This window comes from Agromyces badenianii, assembly GCF_003070885.1.
Classification (GTDB): Bacteria; Actinomycetota; Actinomycetes; order Actinomycetales; family Microbacteriaceae; genus Agromyces; species Agromyces badenianii.
Genome location: NZ_CP028913.1, coordinates 1,765,530 through 1,781,182, shown reverse-complemented (window position 1 = coordinate 1,781,182; position 15,653 = coordinate 1,765,530). Strand labels below are relative to the sequence as shown.

Below are 15,653 nucleotides of genomic sequence, written 5' to 3'. Positions count from 1 at the left end.
CAGGAGATCTTCCACATGCCGACCACTTCGGTTGAGAAGCTGAGCCCGACGCGCGCCAAGCTCACCATCTCGGTGACGCCCGAGGAGCTGAAGCCCAGCATCACCCACGCCTACGAGCACATCGCCGAGCAGATCAACGTGCCCGGTTTCCGCAAGGGCAAGGTGCCGCCGCCCATCGTCGACCAGCGCGTCGGCAAGGGCGCCGTGCTCGAGCACGCCGTCAACGAGGGCCTCGACGCCTTCTACCGCGCCGCCGTCGCCGAGCACGAGCTGCGCCCCCTCGGTCGCCCCGAGGCCGACATCGTCGAGTGGCCCAGCGACAAGGACTTCTCGGGCGACCTGCTGCTCGCGATCGAGGTCGACGTGCGCCCCGAGATCGAGCTGCCCGCCTACGACGGCCTCGAACTGACGGTCGACTCGGTCGAGGTCGGCGACGACGAGGTCAGCGAAGAGCTCGAGCGTCTGCGCAGCCGCTTCGGCACCCTGATCACCGTCGACCGCCCGGCCAAGAGCGGTGACTTCGTGACCCTCGACCTCGTCGCCAAGATCGGCGAGGACGAGGTCGACACGGCGAGCGGCATCTCGTACGAGCTCGGCTCGGGCGAGCTGCTCGAGGGCATCGACGAGGCGCTCGACACGCTGTCCGCCGGCGAGACCACGACCTTCGCGTCGAAGCTCCTGGGCGGCGAGCACGAGGGCGAGACCGCAGAGATCACGGTCACCGTCTCCGCGGTGAAGGAGCGCGAGCTCCCCGAGGCCGACGACGACTTCGCCCAGATCGCGAGCGAGTTCGACACCCTCGCCGAGCTGACCGACAGCCTCAAGGAGCAGGTCGCCCGCAACAAGTCGTTCGGCCAGGGCAGCCAGGCCCGCGACCTGCTCGTCGACAAGCTCCTCGAGCTCGTCGAGGTTCCGGTCGCTCAGGCGGTCATCGACGACGAGGTGCACCGTCACCTCGAGAACGAGAACCGCCTCGAAGACGACGAGCACCGGGCAGAGGTCGCCGAGTCGAGCGAGAAGGCGTTCAAGACGCAGATCCTGCTCGACACGATCGCCGAGGCCGAGAAGGTCCAGGTCAGCCAAGACGAGCTCACCCAGTACCTCGTGCAGGGCGCCGCCCAGTACGGCATGGACCCGGGCGAGTTCGTGCAGATCCTCAGCCAGAACGGCCAGATCCCCGCCATGGTCGGCGAGGTCGCGCGCAACAAGGCGCTCGCGATCGCGCTCGGCAAGGCGAAGGTGACGGATGCCGCGGGCAAGCCCGTCGACCTCTCCGAGTTCACCGCCGTCGCCGAGGCCGAGGCTGAAGCCGAGGCCGAGGTCGTCGATGAGGCTGAAGAGATCGTCGAAGAGGCAGAGGCTGCTGAGAAGCCCGCGCCGAAGAAGCGCGCGCCGAAGAAGGCCGCGGCCGACGACGACGCTGCTGAGAAGCCCGCGCCGAAGAAGCGTGCCGCGAAGAAGGCCGACGCCGAATAGTCGAGCGTCGAACGTGAGCAGGGCCGGGCGGATCGCCCGGCCCTGTTCTCATTCATGGGAGGTGCGAGTGTGAACGAGTGGCAGGCGCGAGTCGCTGCCGTCTGGGCGGAGGCCGCTGAAATCGGTGATGACGAGGTCACCCGCCGCATCGATGCACTCGCCGAGGAGCGTGCCGAACACCCGATCGCCCTATTCGAGCGCGCAGGCGCGCGCGACTCGGCCGGGCGCGAAGCTGAAGCAGAGGAGCTGTACCGTCGAGCCCTCGAGCGCGGCCTCGACGGTTCCGAGCGTGTGCAGGCGCACGTGCAGCTGGCCTCCACGATCCGCAACCTCGGTCGGCCGCTCGAAGCGATCGCACTGCTCGACGCGATCGAGTCCGATGCAGGCGAGCTGCGCGATGCCGTCGTCGCCTTCCGCGCCCTTGCGCTCGTCGATGCGGGCTTCGCCCGCCGCGCGGCATCCGAGGCCATCGCAGCCCTCGCACCGCACCTGCAGCGGTACCGGGTGTCGGCCGCCGCATACGCCGCGGAGCTCACGGCATCCGCCTAGGGCGAACAGCCGCGTTCGCGTGCGTTGCACCGGATAGATTCGAGACAACGCGATAACGGAAACGGAGCGACACATGGCCGAACCGACACCAGGCACCGGTGTTTTCGATCGACTGCTGAAGGACCGCATCATCTGGCTTGGCTCCGAGGTGCGCGACGAGAACGCCAACGAGATCGCGGCGAAGCTGTTGCTGCTCGCCGCCGAAGATGCCAAGAAAGACATCTACCTCTACGTGAATTCGCCCGGTGGTTCGATCACGGCCGGCATGGCGATCTACGACACGATGCAGTTCGTGCCGAACGACATCGTCACCGTCGGCATCGGCATGGCCGCCTCGATGGGCCAGCTCCTGCTCACCGCCGGCACCAAGGGCAAGCGGTACATCACCCCGAACGCCCGCGTCCTGCTGCACCAGCCGCACGGCGGCTTCGGCGGCACCGCGAGCGACATCCAGACCCAGGCGCAGCTCATCCTCGACATGAAGAAGCGCCTCGCCGAGATCACCGCGGCGCAGACCGGCAAGACCGTCGCGCAGATCAACGCCGACGGCGACCGCGACCGCTGGTTCAACGCGCAGGAGGCCCTCGAGTACGGCTTCGTCGACCACATCCGCGAGTCGGCACTCGACGTGGCCGGCGGCGGCGGAACCCAGGCGTAGGCACTCGAGAGAAGAGAGAACGAGCGAATGAACATCCCTGCTTTCGGTGGCACCGCCTTCAACGGCGTCCAGGCACCGGGCTCGCGCTACATCCTGCCGAGCTTCGAGGAGCGCACGGCGTACGGCTACAAGCGCCAAGACCCCTACGCGAAGCTCTTCGAGGACCGCATCATTTTCCTCGGCGTACAGGTCGACGACGCATCCGCCGACGACATCATGGCGCAGCTGCTCGTGCTGGAGTCGATGGACCCCGACCGCGACATCATCCTGTACATCAACTCGCCCGGTGGCTCCTTCACCGCCATGACGGCGATCTACGACACGATGCAGTACATCCGTCCGCAGATCCAGACCGTCGTGCTCGGCCAGGCGGCCTCGGCCGCAGCAGTGCTCGCCGCGGCCGGCACGCCCGGCAAGCGTCTCGCGCTGCCGAACGCGCGGGTGCTCATCCACCAGCCGGCCATGGGCGAGGCGGGGCACGGCCAGGCCTCCGACATCGAGATCCAGGCCGCCGAGATCATGCGCATGCGCTCGTGGCTCGAAGAGACGCTCTCGCGTCACTCGAACCGCACGCAGGAGCAGGTGAACACCGACATCGACCGCGACAAGATCCTGTCGGCCGCAGAGGCACTCGAGTACGGGCTCATCGACCAGGTGCTCAGCTCGCGCAAGAGCCTGCCGGCGATCACGCGATAACGCGTCGTACCGTGAACGCGGCGGATGGCCCGGCTGGTCTGCAGCCGGGCCATCCGCCGCGTTCCGCCGTATCAGGCGACGGCGGCGTGTCAGCCCGCCCGAGCGAGTCGCACCTCGACTGAGCAGGGCGGTTCGCAATGGGCGAACTGCCAAGCGTGTCGAATCCCGCGAGCCACCCTCGATCGGCCCGTTCTCGGGCTAGGCTCGGAACAGACTCGTCGACAGGAGGGTTTCGATGGCACGCATCGGAGAGAGCGCCGACCTGCTCAAGTGCTCGTTCTGCGGAAAGAGCCAGAAGCAGGTCCAGCAGCTCATCGCCGGACCCGGCGTCTACATCTGCGACGAGTGCGTGGAGCTCTGCAACGAGATCATCGAGGAGCGACTCGCCGAGGCGGGCGAGTCCGAGGCCGGTGAGTTCGAGCTTCCGAAGCCCAAGGAGATCTTCGGCTTCCTCGAGGAGTACGTCATCGGCCAGGAGGCCGCGAAGAAGGCCCTCGCCGTCGCCGTCTACAACCACTACAAGCGTGTTCGCGCGCGCACGACGCTGACGTCGGCCGACACGCGCGACGACGTCGAGCTCGCGAAGTCGAACATCCTGCTCATCGGCCCGACCGGGTGCGGCAAGACCTACCTCGCCCAGACGCTCGCGAAGCAGTTGAACGTGCCCTTCGCCGTGGCCGACGCGACGGCGCTCACCGAGGCGGGGTATGTCGGCGAAGACGTCGAGAACATCCTGTTGAAGCTCATCCAGGCCGCCGACTTCGACGTGAAGCGCGCCGAGACCGGCATCATCTACATCGACGAGGTCGACAAGATCGCCCGCAAGGCCGAGAACCCGTCGATCACGAGAGATGTCTCGGGCGAGGGCGTGCAGCAGGCGCTGCTGAAGATCCTCGAGGGAACGGTCGCCTCGGTGCCGCCGCAGGGCGGGCGCAAGCATCCGCATCAGGAATTCATCCAGATCGACACGACGAACGTGCTCTTCATCGTCGCGGGCGCATTCGCCGGTCTCGAAGACATCATCTCCTCGCGGGCGGGCAAGCGCGGCATCGGATTCGGCGCTCCGTTGCACAACAAAGAAGACGAGGCCGATATCTTCAGCGAGGTGCTGCCCGAAGACCTCCACAAGTTCGGTCTCATCCCCGAGTTCATCGGTCGGCTCCCAGTCGTGGCGACGGTCACGCCGCTCGACCGTGAAGCCCTCATGGAGATCCTGACCGTGCCCCGGAATGCGCTCGTGCGTCAGTACCAGCGCATGTTCGAACTCGACGGCGTCGAGCTCGACTTCGAAGAAGAGGCGCTCCAGGCGATCGCCGACCTCGCAGTACTCCGGCAGACCGGTGCCCGGGGCCTCCGCGCCATCATGGAGGAGGTGCTCGGACCGATCATGTTCGAGGTGCCCTCCTCGACCGGCGTCGCCCGAGTGGTCGTCACGAAGGCCGCGGTGCTCGACAACGCGGCACCCACGATCGTGCCGCACGCCAAGCCCCGCCGGGCCGAGAAGTCGGCGTAGCTGCCGGTCGAGAGCGAGCCTGACCATCTTCCATACCGTCGTCGCGGGCGTCATCGCGGCCATCACCGGATTCGCGAGCTCGTTTGCACTGGTGATCGCCGGACTCGTCGCCGTCGGCGCCACCGAGACCCAGGCGGCATCCGGCCTCTTCGCCCTGTGCATCGCCACGGGCATCTCGTGCATCGTGTTGCCGCTCGTGACACGCATGCCCGTGTCATTCGCCTGGTCGACCCCTGGCGCGGCGCTTCTCGTCGCCGCGGCCGCCACGACGCAGCAGTTCGCCGCGGCCATCGGCGCCTTCGTCGTCTGCGGTGTGCTCATCGTGCTCGCCGGTCTCTGGCCGGCGCTCGGCCGTGCGATCACGAGCATTCCGAAGCCGATCGCGAGTGCGATGCTCGCCGGAATCCTCTTCCCGATCTGCGTGGCCCCGGTGTTCGCGGCAGTCGAGCAGCCCGCGATCGCCGTGCCGATGGTGCTCGTCTGGTTGATCTTCGCGCGGCTGGCACCGCGCTGGGCGGTTCCGGCCGCGATGCTCGTCGCAGTGGCCGGCATCGCGATCACGGCCGGGCCGGCAGTGCTCGAGAGCGAGGCCGTGCGGCCGCAGCTCGAGTTCGTGGCACCCGTGTTCGACCCGTTCGTGATCGTGAGTCTCGGGGTTCCGCTCTTCATCGTGACGATGGCCGGCCAGAACGTGCCGGGGTTCGCGGTGATGTCGACGTTCGGATATCGGGTCGCCCCCCGGCCGGTGCTCGTCGCCTCCGGCGCGGCATCGGTCGCCGCGGCTTTCGCCGGCGGGCACGCCATCAATCTCGCGGCCATCACGGCGGCCATCATGGCGAGCCCCGAGTCGAATCCCGACCCGAGGCGCCGTTGGGTGGCCACGTTCACCGCCGGCATCGTCTACCTGCTGCTCGGAGCCGGTGCCGGCCTCGCCGCCGCCGTCGTGCAGGCTTCCCCGCCGGTCATCATCACCGCCGTCGCCGGGCTGGCACTGCTCGGGGCGCTGATCACTTCGGTCACCGGCGCGCTCGAGGATCCGGCTCAGCGCATCACCGCGATCGGCACGTTCCTCGTGACCGCCTCGGGGGTCGCCGTCGTCGGCATCGGCTCGGCATTCTGGGGACTCGTGGTCGGCGGCGTGCTCATGCTGTGGCTGGGCCGGCGACCGGCAGGTGGCGGGCCCGCCGAGGCGAGAGGCGACGCTCCCGCCGGACGCCCCGGAGTCGCGCCTGATACGGCCTCAGCAGGCGGTGCAGGCGACGGCAACGCCGACGTCGACGCGGAACCCGCCTAGTCAGTCGAACACGCGCACGAGCTGCCAGCGGTCGTCGTGGCGCCGCACGTCGAAGACGTGGGTCTCGCCGTCGTCGGCACTGGCCTGGAAGCGCCATCCCGCGATCTGCAACGGAGGGCGGCCGGTCGAGATGTCGTGCCGAGCGACCGGCGCCCACCAGTCGCACGGGCCCACGAGCGTCGTCGGCATGTCGGTGACGCGGAATCGACGGGATCGCCAGACGAGCCGCAACGGGCGACCGTCGTCGCTCGTCGACAGCTCGACGAACTCGTGCACGAGCGACATGGGCACCTCACCGATTCGAAGATACGTTCGATGGTAGCACCGCGCGTGTGTGCGCGAAACGCCGCCGTGCGAGGTGCACAGCGGCGTTCGGGAGAGGTGGCTGGTGGGCTCAGGCGAGGTCGTCGTCGGTGCGCGCGCCGAAGACGATCTCGTCCCAGCTCGGCATCGAGGCACGCCCCTTCTTCGCACCGCCCCGGTTTCCGGAGGAGCCGGTCGATGCCTTGCCTCCCCAGATGCTGCGCGCGGCAGCGCCCGGCTTCTCCTCGGCCGGCTGCTCGGGCGTCGGCGCCTCTTCCTGCACGGGAGTCGGGGCGTACGGCGACGGCAGTCGCTCGGGCTCGCCGCTCGCAGCCTCGCGTTCGCCGCGGCGGCGGCGGAGGGCTTCGAGCAGGTCGGCCGTTTCGCCGAGCGTCTGCTTCGGTTCATCCGCTCGTTTGATCGCCGCTCTGGCCGCAGCCGGGCTCGAAGCCTGGGGGGTTCGCGAATAGGGGAGCGGTTCGAGGTGCGGGGCGGTGTCGAAGTCGCCGTGCTCGGGCTCATCGAACGTGAAGGCGCCGCTGTCGAAGCGCGATTCCTCGGAGTCGGGGCCGACGGCGCGGAGCCGCGGGATGAGCCCGCCCTTCATCTCACCTTGCTGCGAGAGGGTGATCGCCTCGGAGTTCAGTGGTTGCAATGACTGCTTGCGGGGCTCGAAGCTCCAGCGGGCGTCATGGTCGATGGTCTCCGCGGTGAACTCGAGCTTGATGATCCACCCGCGTTCCTCGTCTTTCCAGCTCGCCCAGCGTTCGCCGTGCGCTCCGAGCTGCGCGAGTCGCTCGCGGATGACGCCGCCGAACGACGGCGGTTCGTCGGCCGGGTCGACCTCGACGGCAACGTGCACGGGAACCGCGAGGGCCGAGGTGACCATGTGTTCGCGCTCGGCGAGCACCGGTCCTTCGAAGCGGCGGATGTAGTCGATCGCCGCACCCGTGACCTGGGCGACCTCATCGGCCGACATGCCGGCCCTGATGTGGGCCTGCACCTCGCGCGGCGAGGGTTTGGGTCCGGCGTGCTGTTCGGGCTGTGCCTGCCGGATGCGAGATTGCAATACTTCGTCGATCTCGATCCGGAAGCGCGCGCCATCGTCGGAGGCGGCGAGCAACGCACCGTTCTCGACTCCGATTACCTTGAGTTCCTGCATCGCGACAAGCCCTTCCGTGCCTTCGTCTCCGCCCAAGGATGCCACGTCGACATGTGTGCTCGCGGGAATAGCCCGGGCGCGGCGGAAGTTGACCACGAAGCAGCTGGGGAAACCCATGGAATTGGTTTGCTTACGGCACCGTTTTGATGCAGACTATGGCCGCCGAATCTTCGGCGATGAGGAAATGGATGGGAATGGCAACGGATTACGACGCACCGAGGAAGACCGAAGACGACTCCGAGTCGATCGAGGCCCTCAAGGAGCGCGTCCCCGACAAGATGTCGGGCGTAGTGGATGTCGACGACGCCGATAACCCCGGCGGGTTCGACCTCGCTGGTGCCGATCTCTCCGACGTCGAACTCGATGTCGTGGTGCTTCCGCCGCAAGCCGACGAGTTCACCTGTGTGAGTTGCTTCCTCGTGAAGCACCGTTCACAGATCGACCACGAGACGAAGCTCGGAGCGATCTGCTTGGAGTGCGCGTCCTAGACTCCCGGCTCGGTACGCTCAGGCCGTCGTGATCCATTGATCGCGGCGGCCAGCTCTTTCGGATGGCGCGTCGAGATCAGCCAGTAGGGCGTGGGATCCGAGGGGTCGGTGATCGGCACCCGCACGACGGGTTGCACCCATCCGCGGATCACGAGGAACGCGCGGGCATCGAGACCCGTGCCCCGTTCGGCGCGTGCCTCGACATCCGTTGCGCCGATCGCGGTACCAGTGTCGGCGAGCGGGATCGAGGCGCGACCCGCGCGGAGCCGGCCGTCGGCCACCTCGATCACGGGCGCCGTGATGCTCAGCGACGCCACGGCTGCCCCGTAGAGGATCACTCCGGTGGCGATGCCGGCGGGCATCGAGACGGGCGCCAGCACGAGGATGCTGGAGGGGATCAGCAGCAGACTGGCGATGTAGATCCAGGGTGTCGGCCAGAGTTTCTCGTGGTAGTCGGGCATGGCTCTATTCGAGCAGACTTCTGCACTACCCTCGAACAGTGACCGATTCCGTCGATGTGCTGATCACGGCAGACCGCGTGCCGAACTACGCCCATCCGGGCGACGCGGGCGCCGACCTCCATGCTTCCGAGTCCGTCCTGCTCGGCCCCGGCGAACGGGCCACGGTCGGCACCGGAGTGGCGATTGCCCTGCCCGACGGCTACGTCGCCTTCGTCGTGCCGCGCTCGGGGCTCGCCTTCAAGCACGGCATCACGATCGTCAACGCGCCGGGCACCGTCGATGCCGGCTATCGCGGCGAGATCAAGGTCGCGCTGTTGAACACCGACGCCCGTGAGGCCCACACGATCGAGGCAGGCGACCGCATCGCCCAGCTCGTCGTGATGCCGGTCAGTCGTGCGCGGTTCGTCGAGGTCGAGCGGCTGCCGGGCAGTCAGCGCGGCGAGGGGGGATTCGGCTCCACGGGATTCGGGGAGCACAAGTCAGGAGTGAACGCGTGAGCGACATCGAGATCAACGGCGACATCCCCGCCGAACAGCCCAAGTCGGCCCCCGAAGACCGCGCGATCGAGGGTCCCTTCGACGAGACCGAGGCGAACCCGGTTCGCCCCTATGTCGACCTCGGCGGCGTGAAGGTGCTGCCGCGCGAGGGCCTCCACCTTCGACTCGAGGTCGAAGAGGGAACGAAGCGCGTCGTTGCGATCGGCCTCGACTACGCGAACTCGACGCTGCAGGTGCAACCGTTCGCAGCCCCGCGTTCGAGCGGGCTGTGGCACGAGATCCGCGCGCAGATCGCCGATCAGATCGCGCGTCAGGGCGGCACGACGACCGTGCGCGACGGATCGTTCGGCCCCGAGCTGCTCGCCCAGATCCCGGTCGCGGCCGGCGAGGGTCAGCCTGGCCAGATGCGGCTCGCTCGCTTCATCGGCGTCGACGGACCTCGCTGGTTCCTTCGCGGCGTGATCGCCGGCGAGGCCGCGGTCGATCCCGCCGCCGCCGCGCAGGTCGAAGACCTCTTCCGCTCGATCGTCGTGGTGCGCGGCAGCACGCCGATGCCGCCGCGCGACCTCATCCCCCTGCGCATGCCCGCGTCCACCGCGGGTACGCCCACGGTGTGACCGCGATGTCGGACGCCCCGCAGTCGCCGCGTCCCGACGAGGGCGATCGAGAGGATGCCGCTCGGGAACCCGCTCCCGCAGAGGCCGCCGACTTCGGCCGGCAGTTCGCCGCCGCCGCCGAGAAGAGCGGCCTCGGCGCGCTCGCCCGCGACGAGAAGTTGAGCGGGCGCGACCTGCTCACGGCCGTCGGCGGGGTGCGAGGCATCCTCGAGGCACTGTTGCCCGGTCTCGTCTTCCTCATGGTCTACAGCGGGCTCACGAGCTTCGCCGGGCAGGATGCCCAGGCCGCGCTCGTGCCGGCCCTCGCGGCATCCGTCGGACTCGCCGCGGTGTTCACGATCGCACGACTCGTGACGAAGGGGCAGCCGACGCAGGCGATCGCCGGACTCATCGGGGTGCTCGCCTCGGCCGCGCTCGCCCTCTGGTCGGGCAACGCACGCGACAACTACGTGCTCGGGTTCTTCACGAATGCCGGGTACGCCCTCGCGCTCATCGTGTCGCTCGTGGTGCGCTGGCCCGCCATCGGCCTCATCGTCGGATTCCTCATGGGCGACGGCCTCTCCTGGAAGCAGGACAAGCGGAAGTACCGGGCGGCGCAGTTCCTCACCCTCGTCTGGATCGGCCTGTTCGTCGCACGACTGGCCGTGCAGCTGCCGTTCTACCTCGTCGACAATGTCGAGGCGCTCGGCGCCACCAGACTGCTCATGGGCGTGCCGCTCTACGCCCTCGTGCTGGTCTTCTCTTGGCTCGTCGTTCGAGCGGTCTACCCGTCATCGGCTCGCTCCGCCGAGTGATAGAGTTATCTCGACGTCGAGATAAATTCGCACACCGTGCGAGGCCTGTCGGCCAGCCAGCGGCTTAGGTTACCCTTGCTGGAACAGCCCCATGTCTGACGGAGAAGATGGAGTGCCGCCTGCATGTCCGGCGACATCCACGAAGGAGAGGACATCGTGTCTGCAGTGAACAGTTTCGGGGCGAAGGACACGCTCCGCGTCGGTGATGAGACCTACGAGATCTTCCGACTCGACACCGTGCCGGGTCACGAGAAGCTGCCCTTCAGCCTGAAGGTCCTCCTCGAGAACCTGCTGCGCACCGAAGACGGCAAGAACGTCACGAAGGAGCAGATCGAGGCGCTCGGGTCGTGGGTGCCGACGGCTGAGCCCGACACCGAGATCCAGTTCACGCCGGCGCGCGTGGTCATGCAGGACTTCACGGGCGTGCCGTGCATCGTCGACCTCGCCACCATGCGAGAGGCCGTCGAGTCGCTCGGCGGAGACCCCAACAAGATCAACCCGCTCGCGCCCGCCGAGATGGTCATCGACCACTCGGTGATCGCCGACCTCTTCGGCAGCGAGAACGCGCTCGAGCGCAACGTCGAGATCGAGTACGAGCGCAATGGCGAGCGGTACCAGTTCCTCCGCTGGGGCCAGACGGCGTTCGACGACTTCAAGGTCGTGCCGCCGGGCACCGGCATCGTGCACCAGGTCAACATCGAGCACCTCGCGAAGGTCACCTTCACGCGCGAGGTCGGCGGTGTGCTCCGCGCCTACCCCGACACCTGTGTCGGCACCGACTCGCACACCACGATGGTCAACGGCCTCGGCGTGCTCGGCTGGGGCGTCGGCGGCATCGAGGCCGAGGCGGCCATGCTCGGCCAGCCCGTGTCGATGCTCATCCCCAAGGTCGTGGGCTTCAAGCTCTCGGGCGCGATCCCCACCGGCGTCACGGCGACCGACGTCGTGCTCACGATCACCGACATGCTCCGCAAGCACGGCGTGGTCGGCAAGTTCGTCGAGTTCTACGGCTCCGGCGTGGCATCCGTGCCGCTCGCCAACCGCGCGACGATCGGCAACATGAGCCCCGAGTTCGGCTCGACCGCCGCGATGTTCCCCATCGACGACGTGACGCTCGACTACCTGCGGCTCACCGGCCGCAGCGACCAGCAGATCGCGCTCGTCGAGGCCTACTCGAAGGTGCAGAAGCTCTGGCACGATGCCGACTCCGAGCCGGTGTTCAGCGAGTACATGGAGCTCGACCTCTCGACCGTGGTGCCGTCGATCGCCGGGCCGAAGCGCCCGCAGGACCGCATCGAACTCACCGAGTCGAAGCGCGCCTTCGAGAACGACCTCCTGAACTACGCCACCATCGATCACGATCTGGTCGACCTCGAGATCGCCGAGTCCTTCCCGGCGTCCGACCCGCCCGGCAACTCGCCTGAAGACGAGTACAGCCAGCACGAGCACCACCACCGGAGCCACGCCCCGGCGACGGCCTCGAAGCCGACCGACGTCACTCTCGGCACGGGTGAGCGCTTCGTGCTCGACCACGGTGCGGTCGCGATCGCGGCGATCACCTCGTGCACGAACACGTCGAACCCCTCGGTCATGCTCGCCGCGGGCCTGCTCGCCCGCAACGCGGCGAAGAAGGGCCTGAAGTCCAAGCCGTGGGTGAAGACCACCCTCGCGCCCGGGTCGAAGGTCGTCACCGACTACTACGAGAAGGCCGGCCTCACCAGCTACCTCGAAGACCTCGGCTTCTACACCGTCGGCTACGGCTGCACGACCTGCATCGGCAACTCCGGCCCGCTCCTCGATGAGGTCTCGGCCGCCGTGAACGACCAGGACCTCGCCGTCACCGCCGTGCTCTCGGGAAACCGCAACTTCGAGGGTCGCATCAACCCCGACGTCAAGATGAACTACCTCGCGAGCCCGCCGCTCGTGATCGCGTACGCCCTCGCCGGTTCGATGAACTTCGACTTCGAGACCGACGCGCTCGGCACCGACACCGAGGGCAACGACGTCTACCTGAAAGACATCTGGCCCGACGCGGCAGAGGTGCAGCACACGATCGACACCTCGATCAACAAGGACATGTTCGTCACGCAGTACGCAGGCGTGTTCGACGGCGATGAGCGCTGGCGTTCGCTCGAGACGCCGACCGGCGCGACGTTCGAGTGGGACGCCGAGTCGACCTACGTGCGCAAGCCCCCGTACTTCGACGGCATGACCATGGAGACGACGCCCGTCACCGACATCGTCGGCGCCCGCGTGCTCGCGAAGCTGGGCGACTCGGTCACCACCGACCACATCAGCCCCGCCGGTTCGATCAAGGCCGACAGCCCCGCTGGTCGCTACTTGACCGAGCACGGGGTCGACCGCAAGGACTTCAACTCCTACGGCTCGCGTCGCGGCAACCACGAGATCATGATCCGCGGCACGTTCGCGAACATCCGCCTGAAGAACCAGCTCCTCGACGGGGTCGAAGGCGGCTACACGCGTGACTTCACGCAGGCCGAGGCGCCGCAGTCGTTCATCTACGACGCGAGCCAGAACTACCAGGCGCAGGGCGTTCCGCTCGTCATCTTCGGTGGCAAGGAGTACGGATCCGGGTCGTCGCGCGACTGGGCGGCCAAGGGCACGAGCCTCCTCGGCGTCAAGGCGGTCATCACCGAGAGCTTCGAGCGCATCCACCGCTCGAACCTCATCGGCATGGGCGTCGTGCCGCTGCAGTTCCCCGCGGGCGAGAGCTGGGCATCGCTCGGGCTCGACGGCACCGAGGTCGTCTCGATCACCGGCCTCGAGCGGCTGAACGATGGCGTCACCCCGAAGACCGTGCGCGTCGTCGCCGCACCGAGCGAGCACTCGGCGCCCGGCAAGGCGACCGTCGAGTTCGACGCGGTCGTGCGCATCGACACGCCCGGTGAGGCGGACTACTACCGCAACGGCGGCATCCTGCAGTACGTGCTGCGCTCGCTCGTCTGAGCCACCACGAGAACATCGGGGCGGTCGGCTTCTCGCCGATCGCCCCGATCTTTGCCCGGCTTCACAGAGAGCCCGGCGTAGACTCGTTCCCGTTCGGCGGCACTGCCCGCTTCGGCGGCAGTGCCCGCGAAACTCCGGAGGCAAGACGCATGACCCTGCTCGAGACCATCTCGGGACCCCGCGATCTCGATGCGCTGAGTCCCGAACAGCTCGATCAGCTTGCACGCGAGATCCGCGAGTACCTCGTGGAGTCGGTCTCGAAGACCGGCGGGCACCTCGGCCCGAACCTCGGCGTCGTCGAACTCACGATCGCGATCCACCGGGTCTTCGAGTCGCCGCGCGACGCGGTCGTCTTCGACACCGGGCATCAGTCGTACGTGCACAAGCTCCTGACGGGGCGCAAGGACCTCTCCAGCATCCGCCAGACCGGCGGCCTCGCCGGGTACCCGCAGCGCTCCGAGTCCGAGCACGACATCGTCGAGAGCTCGCACGCCTCCAGTTCGCTCTCATGGGCCGACGGCATCTCCAAGGCCTTCGAGATGACCGGCCAGCACGACCGGCACGTCGTGGCGGTCGTCGGCGACGGGGCGCTCACGGGCGGCATGACGTGGGAGGCGTTGAACAACATCTCCGACGACAACACGCGCAAGCTCATCGTCGTCGTCAACGACAACGGACGTTCGTACGCGCCGACGATCGGCGGCATGGCGCGATTCCTCAACACGGTGCGCACGAAGCAGACGTACCGCAACCTCCATCTCTCGAGTCGGCGCGCCTTCGACCGCCTGGGCGGCCCCGCGAGCGCGTTCTATCGCGGTGTGCGCGGTGGTCTCCACGGCTTCCTCAGCCGGTTCACCGACAACGAGGCGCTCTACTCGAACCTCGACATCAAGTACATCGGCCCCGTCGACGGACACGACGAGCGTGCCCTCGAGGCGGCGCTGCGTCAGGCGAAGGCCTACGGCGCCCCGGTGATCGTGCACGCGATCACCGACAAGGGTCGCGGCTACGAGCCGGCCCTTCGCGATGCGGCCGACCAGTTCCATGCCGTCGGCCAGATCGACCCCGAGACCGGGGAGTCGCTCGAGACCTCGTCGGCGCCGTCGTGGACGAGCGTCTTCGCCGACGAGCTCGTGCATCTCGCCGAGCGCCACGACCACCTCGTCGGCATCACGGCCGCCATGCTGCGTCCGACCGGGCTTCACCGCATGGCCGAACGATTCCCGAGCCGCGTGTTCGATGTCGGCATCGCCGAGCAGCACGCCGCGACCTCTGCGGCGGGTCTCGCCTTCGGCGGCTTGCACCCGGTCGTGGCCGTCTACGCCACCTTCATCAACCGGGCGTTCGACCAGGTCCTCATGGATGTCGCGCTGCACAAGGCCGGTGTCACGTTCGTGCTCGATCGGGCCGGTGTGACCGGGCCCGACGGGCCGAGCCACCACGGAGTGTGGGATCTCTCGATCCTGCAGGTCGTGCCGGGCATCCGCATCGCGGCCCCGCGCGACTCGGTGCGCCTCGTCGAAGAGCTGGGCGAGGCGGTCGCCGTCGACGACGCCCCCACCGTGATCCGTTTCCCGAAGGGCACGGTCGGTGTCGACTTCGAAGCGGTACGCCGCACCCACGACGGGGTCGACGTGCTCGCGGAGTCCGATCGCAAGGATGTGCTCATCGTCACGGTCGGCCCGATGGTCGCGACCGGACTCCAGGTCGCCGAGCGGCTCGAGGCGCAGGGCATCGGTGCCACGGTGATCGATCCGCGCTGGGTCGTGCCCGTGCCGCGGAGCGTGATCGACCTCGCTGCCGACCATCGCATCGTGGTCAGCATCGAAGACGGCATCCGCGTCGGCGGCATCGGAACGCGCATCCGTCAAGACCTTCGCGAGGCCGGCGTCGACACCGCGGTAACCGAGCTCGGCCTGCCCGATGAGTTCCTCGATCATGGATCGCGCGCCGACATCCTCGAACGGGTCGGGCTGACTCCGCAGCACATCGCACGAGATGTCACCGGCATGGTGCTCGGCTCGAAACTGCCGCACGCACGCCGTGCCGGCTTCGAATCCGGGGTGTCGACCGATACGAGGCCGCAGCCACGCGTCTGACGCGAGGCGAGGGCGGATGCCTCAGGGCGCTCGCTTGCCGAAAACATGAAACGGCCCCCGGCGTGAAGCCGGGGGCCGT

16 protein-coding genes are annotated in these 15,653 nt (G+C 68.0%); 13 read left to right on the top strand and 3 right to left on the bottom strand.

Going from position 1 to position 15,653, the window contains the following annotated elements; genetic code table 11:
* Nucleotides 1–15 precede the first annotated feature (15 nt).
* From tig to DCE93_RS08445, 6 genes are all read left to right on the top strand, one after another.
* Complete coding sequence (gene tig / locus DCE93_RS08470) at nucleotides 16–1,476, top strand: trigger factor (protein ID WP_108595504.1); 1,461 nt, start codon at nucleotides 16–18, stop codon at nucleotides 1,474–1,476.
* Nucleotides 1,477–1,545: 69 nt separating this feature from the next.
* Nucleotides 1,546–2,025, top strand: a complete 480-nt coding sequence (locus tag DCE93_RS08465) for a tetratricopeptide repeat protein (RefSeq protein ID WP_108595503.1) — start codon at nucleotides 1,546–1,548, stop codon at nucleotides 2,023–2,025.
* 73 nt (nucleotides 2,026–2,098) lie between these two features.
* Entirely contained in the window at nucleotides 2,099–2,683 is a 585-nt protein-coding gene (locus DCE93_RS08460; protein ID WP_108595502.1) for an ATP-dependent Clp protease proteolytic subunit, read from the top strand.
* A 27-nt stretch (nucleotides 2,684–2,710) separates the two neighbouring features.
* Nucleotides 2,711–3,379 carry an ATP-dependent Clp protease proteolytic subunit gene (locus tag DCE93_RS08455; RefSeq protein ID WP_108595501.1) on the top strand — a complete coding sequence of 223 codons (669 nt, stop codon included), beginning with the start codon at nucleotides 2,711–2,713 and terminating at the stop codon, nucleotides 3,377–3,379.
* A gap of 235 nt (nucleotides 3,380–3,614) precedes the next feature.
* Nucleotides 3,615–4,892 carry an ATP-dependent Clp protease ATP-binding subunit ClpX gene (clpX, locus tag DCE93_RS08450; protein WP_108595500.1) on the top strand — a complete coding sequence of 426 codons (1,278 nt, stop codon included), beginning with the start codon at nucleotides 3,615–3,617 and terminating at the stop codon, nucleotides 4,890–4,892.
* A 19-nt stretch (nucleotides 4,893–4,911) separates the two neighbouring features.
* A complete protein-coding gene (locus DCE93_RS08445; RefSeq protein ID WP_108596665.1) occupies nucleotides 4,912–6,186 on the top strand; it encodes a benzoate/H(+) symporter BenE family transporter in 1,275 nt (424 codons plus the stop codon).
* Here the strand turns inward: DCE93_RS08445 and DCE93_RS08440 are convergent, their stop codons facing one another.
* Both DCE93_RS08440 and sepH read right to left on the bottom strand, forming a co-directional pair.
* A complete protein-coding gene (locus tag DCE93_RS08440; RefSeq protein ID WP_108595499.1) occupies nucleotides 6,187–6,471 on the bottom strand; it encodes a hypothetical protein in 285 nt (94 codons plus the stop codon). It lies immediately after the preceding gene.
* Nucleotides 6,472–6,580: 109 nt separating this feature from the next.
* Nucleotides 6,581–7,612: a septation protein SepH gene (sepH, locus tag DCE93_RS08435; RefSeq protein WP_244284286.1), complete on the bottom strand. Its 1,032-nt coding sequence runs from the start codon at nucleotides 7,610–7,612 to the stop codon at nucleotides 6,581–6,583.
* Here sepH and DCE93_RS14790 point away from each other — a divergent pair.
* Nucleotides 7,520–7,798, top strand: coding sequence for a hypothetical protein (locus DCE93_RS14790; RefSeq protein WP_244284315.1), 279 nt, complete (start codon nucleotides 7,520–7,522; stop codon nucleotides 7,796–7,798). The genes sepH and DCE93_RS14790 overlap by 93 nt on opposite strands.
* A 47-nt stretch (nucleotides 7,799–7,845) precedes the next feature.
* The gene (locus DCE93_RS08430; RefSeq protein WP_108595497.1) at nucleotides 7,846–8,139 is read left to right on the top strand and encodes a DUF4193 domain-containing protein; all 294 of its coding nucleotides are present in this window, start codon (nucleotides 7,846–7,848) and stop codon (nucleotides 8,137–8,139) included.
* On the opposite strand, the gene DCE93_RS08425 is transcribed toward DCE93_RS08430, so the two are convergent.
* Nucleotides 8,136–8,600, bottom strand: coding sequence for a DUF3093 domain-containing protein (locus tag DCE93_RS08425; protein ID WP_108595496.1), 465 nt, complete (start codon nucleotides 8,598–8,600; stop codon nucleotides 8,136–8,138). The genes DCE93_RS08430 and DCE93_RS08425 overlap by 4 nt on opposite strands.
* Before the next feature lie 38 nt (nucleotides 8,601–8,638).
* Here DCE93_RS08425 and dut point away from each other — a divergent pair, with 38 nt between their 5' ends.
* From dut to dxs, 5 genes are all read left to right on the top strand, one after another.
* A complete protein-coding gene (dut, locus tag DCE93_RS08420) occupies nucleotides 8,639–9,097 on the top strand; it encodes a dUTP diphosphatase (RefSeq protein WP_108595495.1) in 459 nt (152 codons plus the stop codon).
* Nucleotides 9,094–9,714 carry a DUF3710 domain-containing protein gene (locus tag DCE93_RS08415; RefSeq protein ID WP_244284126.1) on the top strand — a complete coding sequence of 207 codons (621 nt, stop codon included), beginning with the start codon at nucleotides 9,094–9,096 and terminating at the stop codon, nucleotides 9,712–9,714. The genes dut and DCE93_RS08415 overlap by 4 nt, the downstream gene beginning before the upstream one ends.
* Nucleotides 9,715–9,719: 5 nt before the next feature.
* On the top strand, nucleotides 9,720–10,508 hold the full coding sequence (locus tag DCE93_RS08410; RefSeq protein WP_244284285.1) for a DUF3159 domain-containing protein: 789 nt from the start codon (nucleotides 9,720–9,722) through the stop codon (nucleotides 10,506–10,508).
* 156 nt (nucleotides 10,509–10,664) lie between these two features.
* Nucleotides 10,665–13,475, top strand: coding sequence for an aconitate hydratase AcnA (gene acnA / locus DCE93_RS08405; protein ID WP_108596664.1), 2,811 nt, complete (start codon nucleotides 10,665–10,667; stop codon nucleotides 13,473–13,475).
* 149 nt (nucleotides 13,476–13,624) lie between these two features.
* Entirely contained in the window at nucleotides 13,625–15,574 is a 1,950-nt protein-coding gene (gene dxs / locus DCE93_RS08400; RefSeq protein ID WP_108595492.1) for a 1-deoxy-D-xylulose-5-phosphate synthase, read from the top strand.
* The last annotated feature ends 79 nt before the right edge of the window (nucleotides 15,575–15,653 follow it).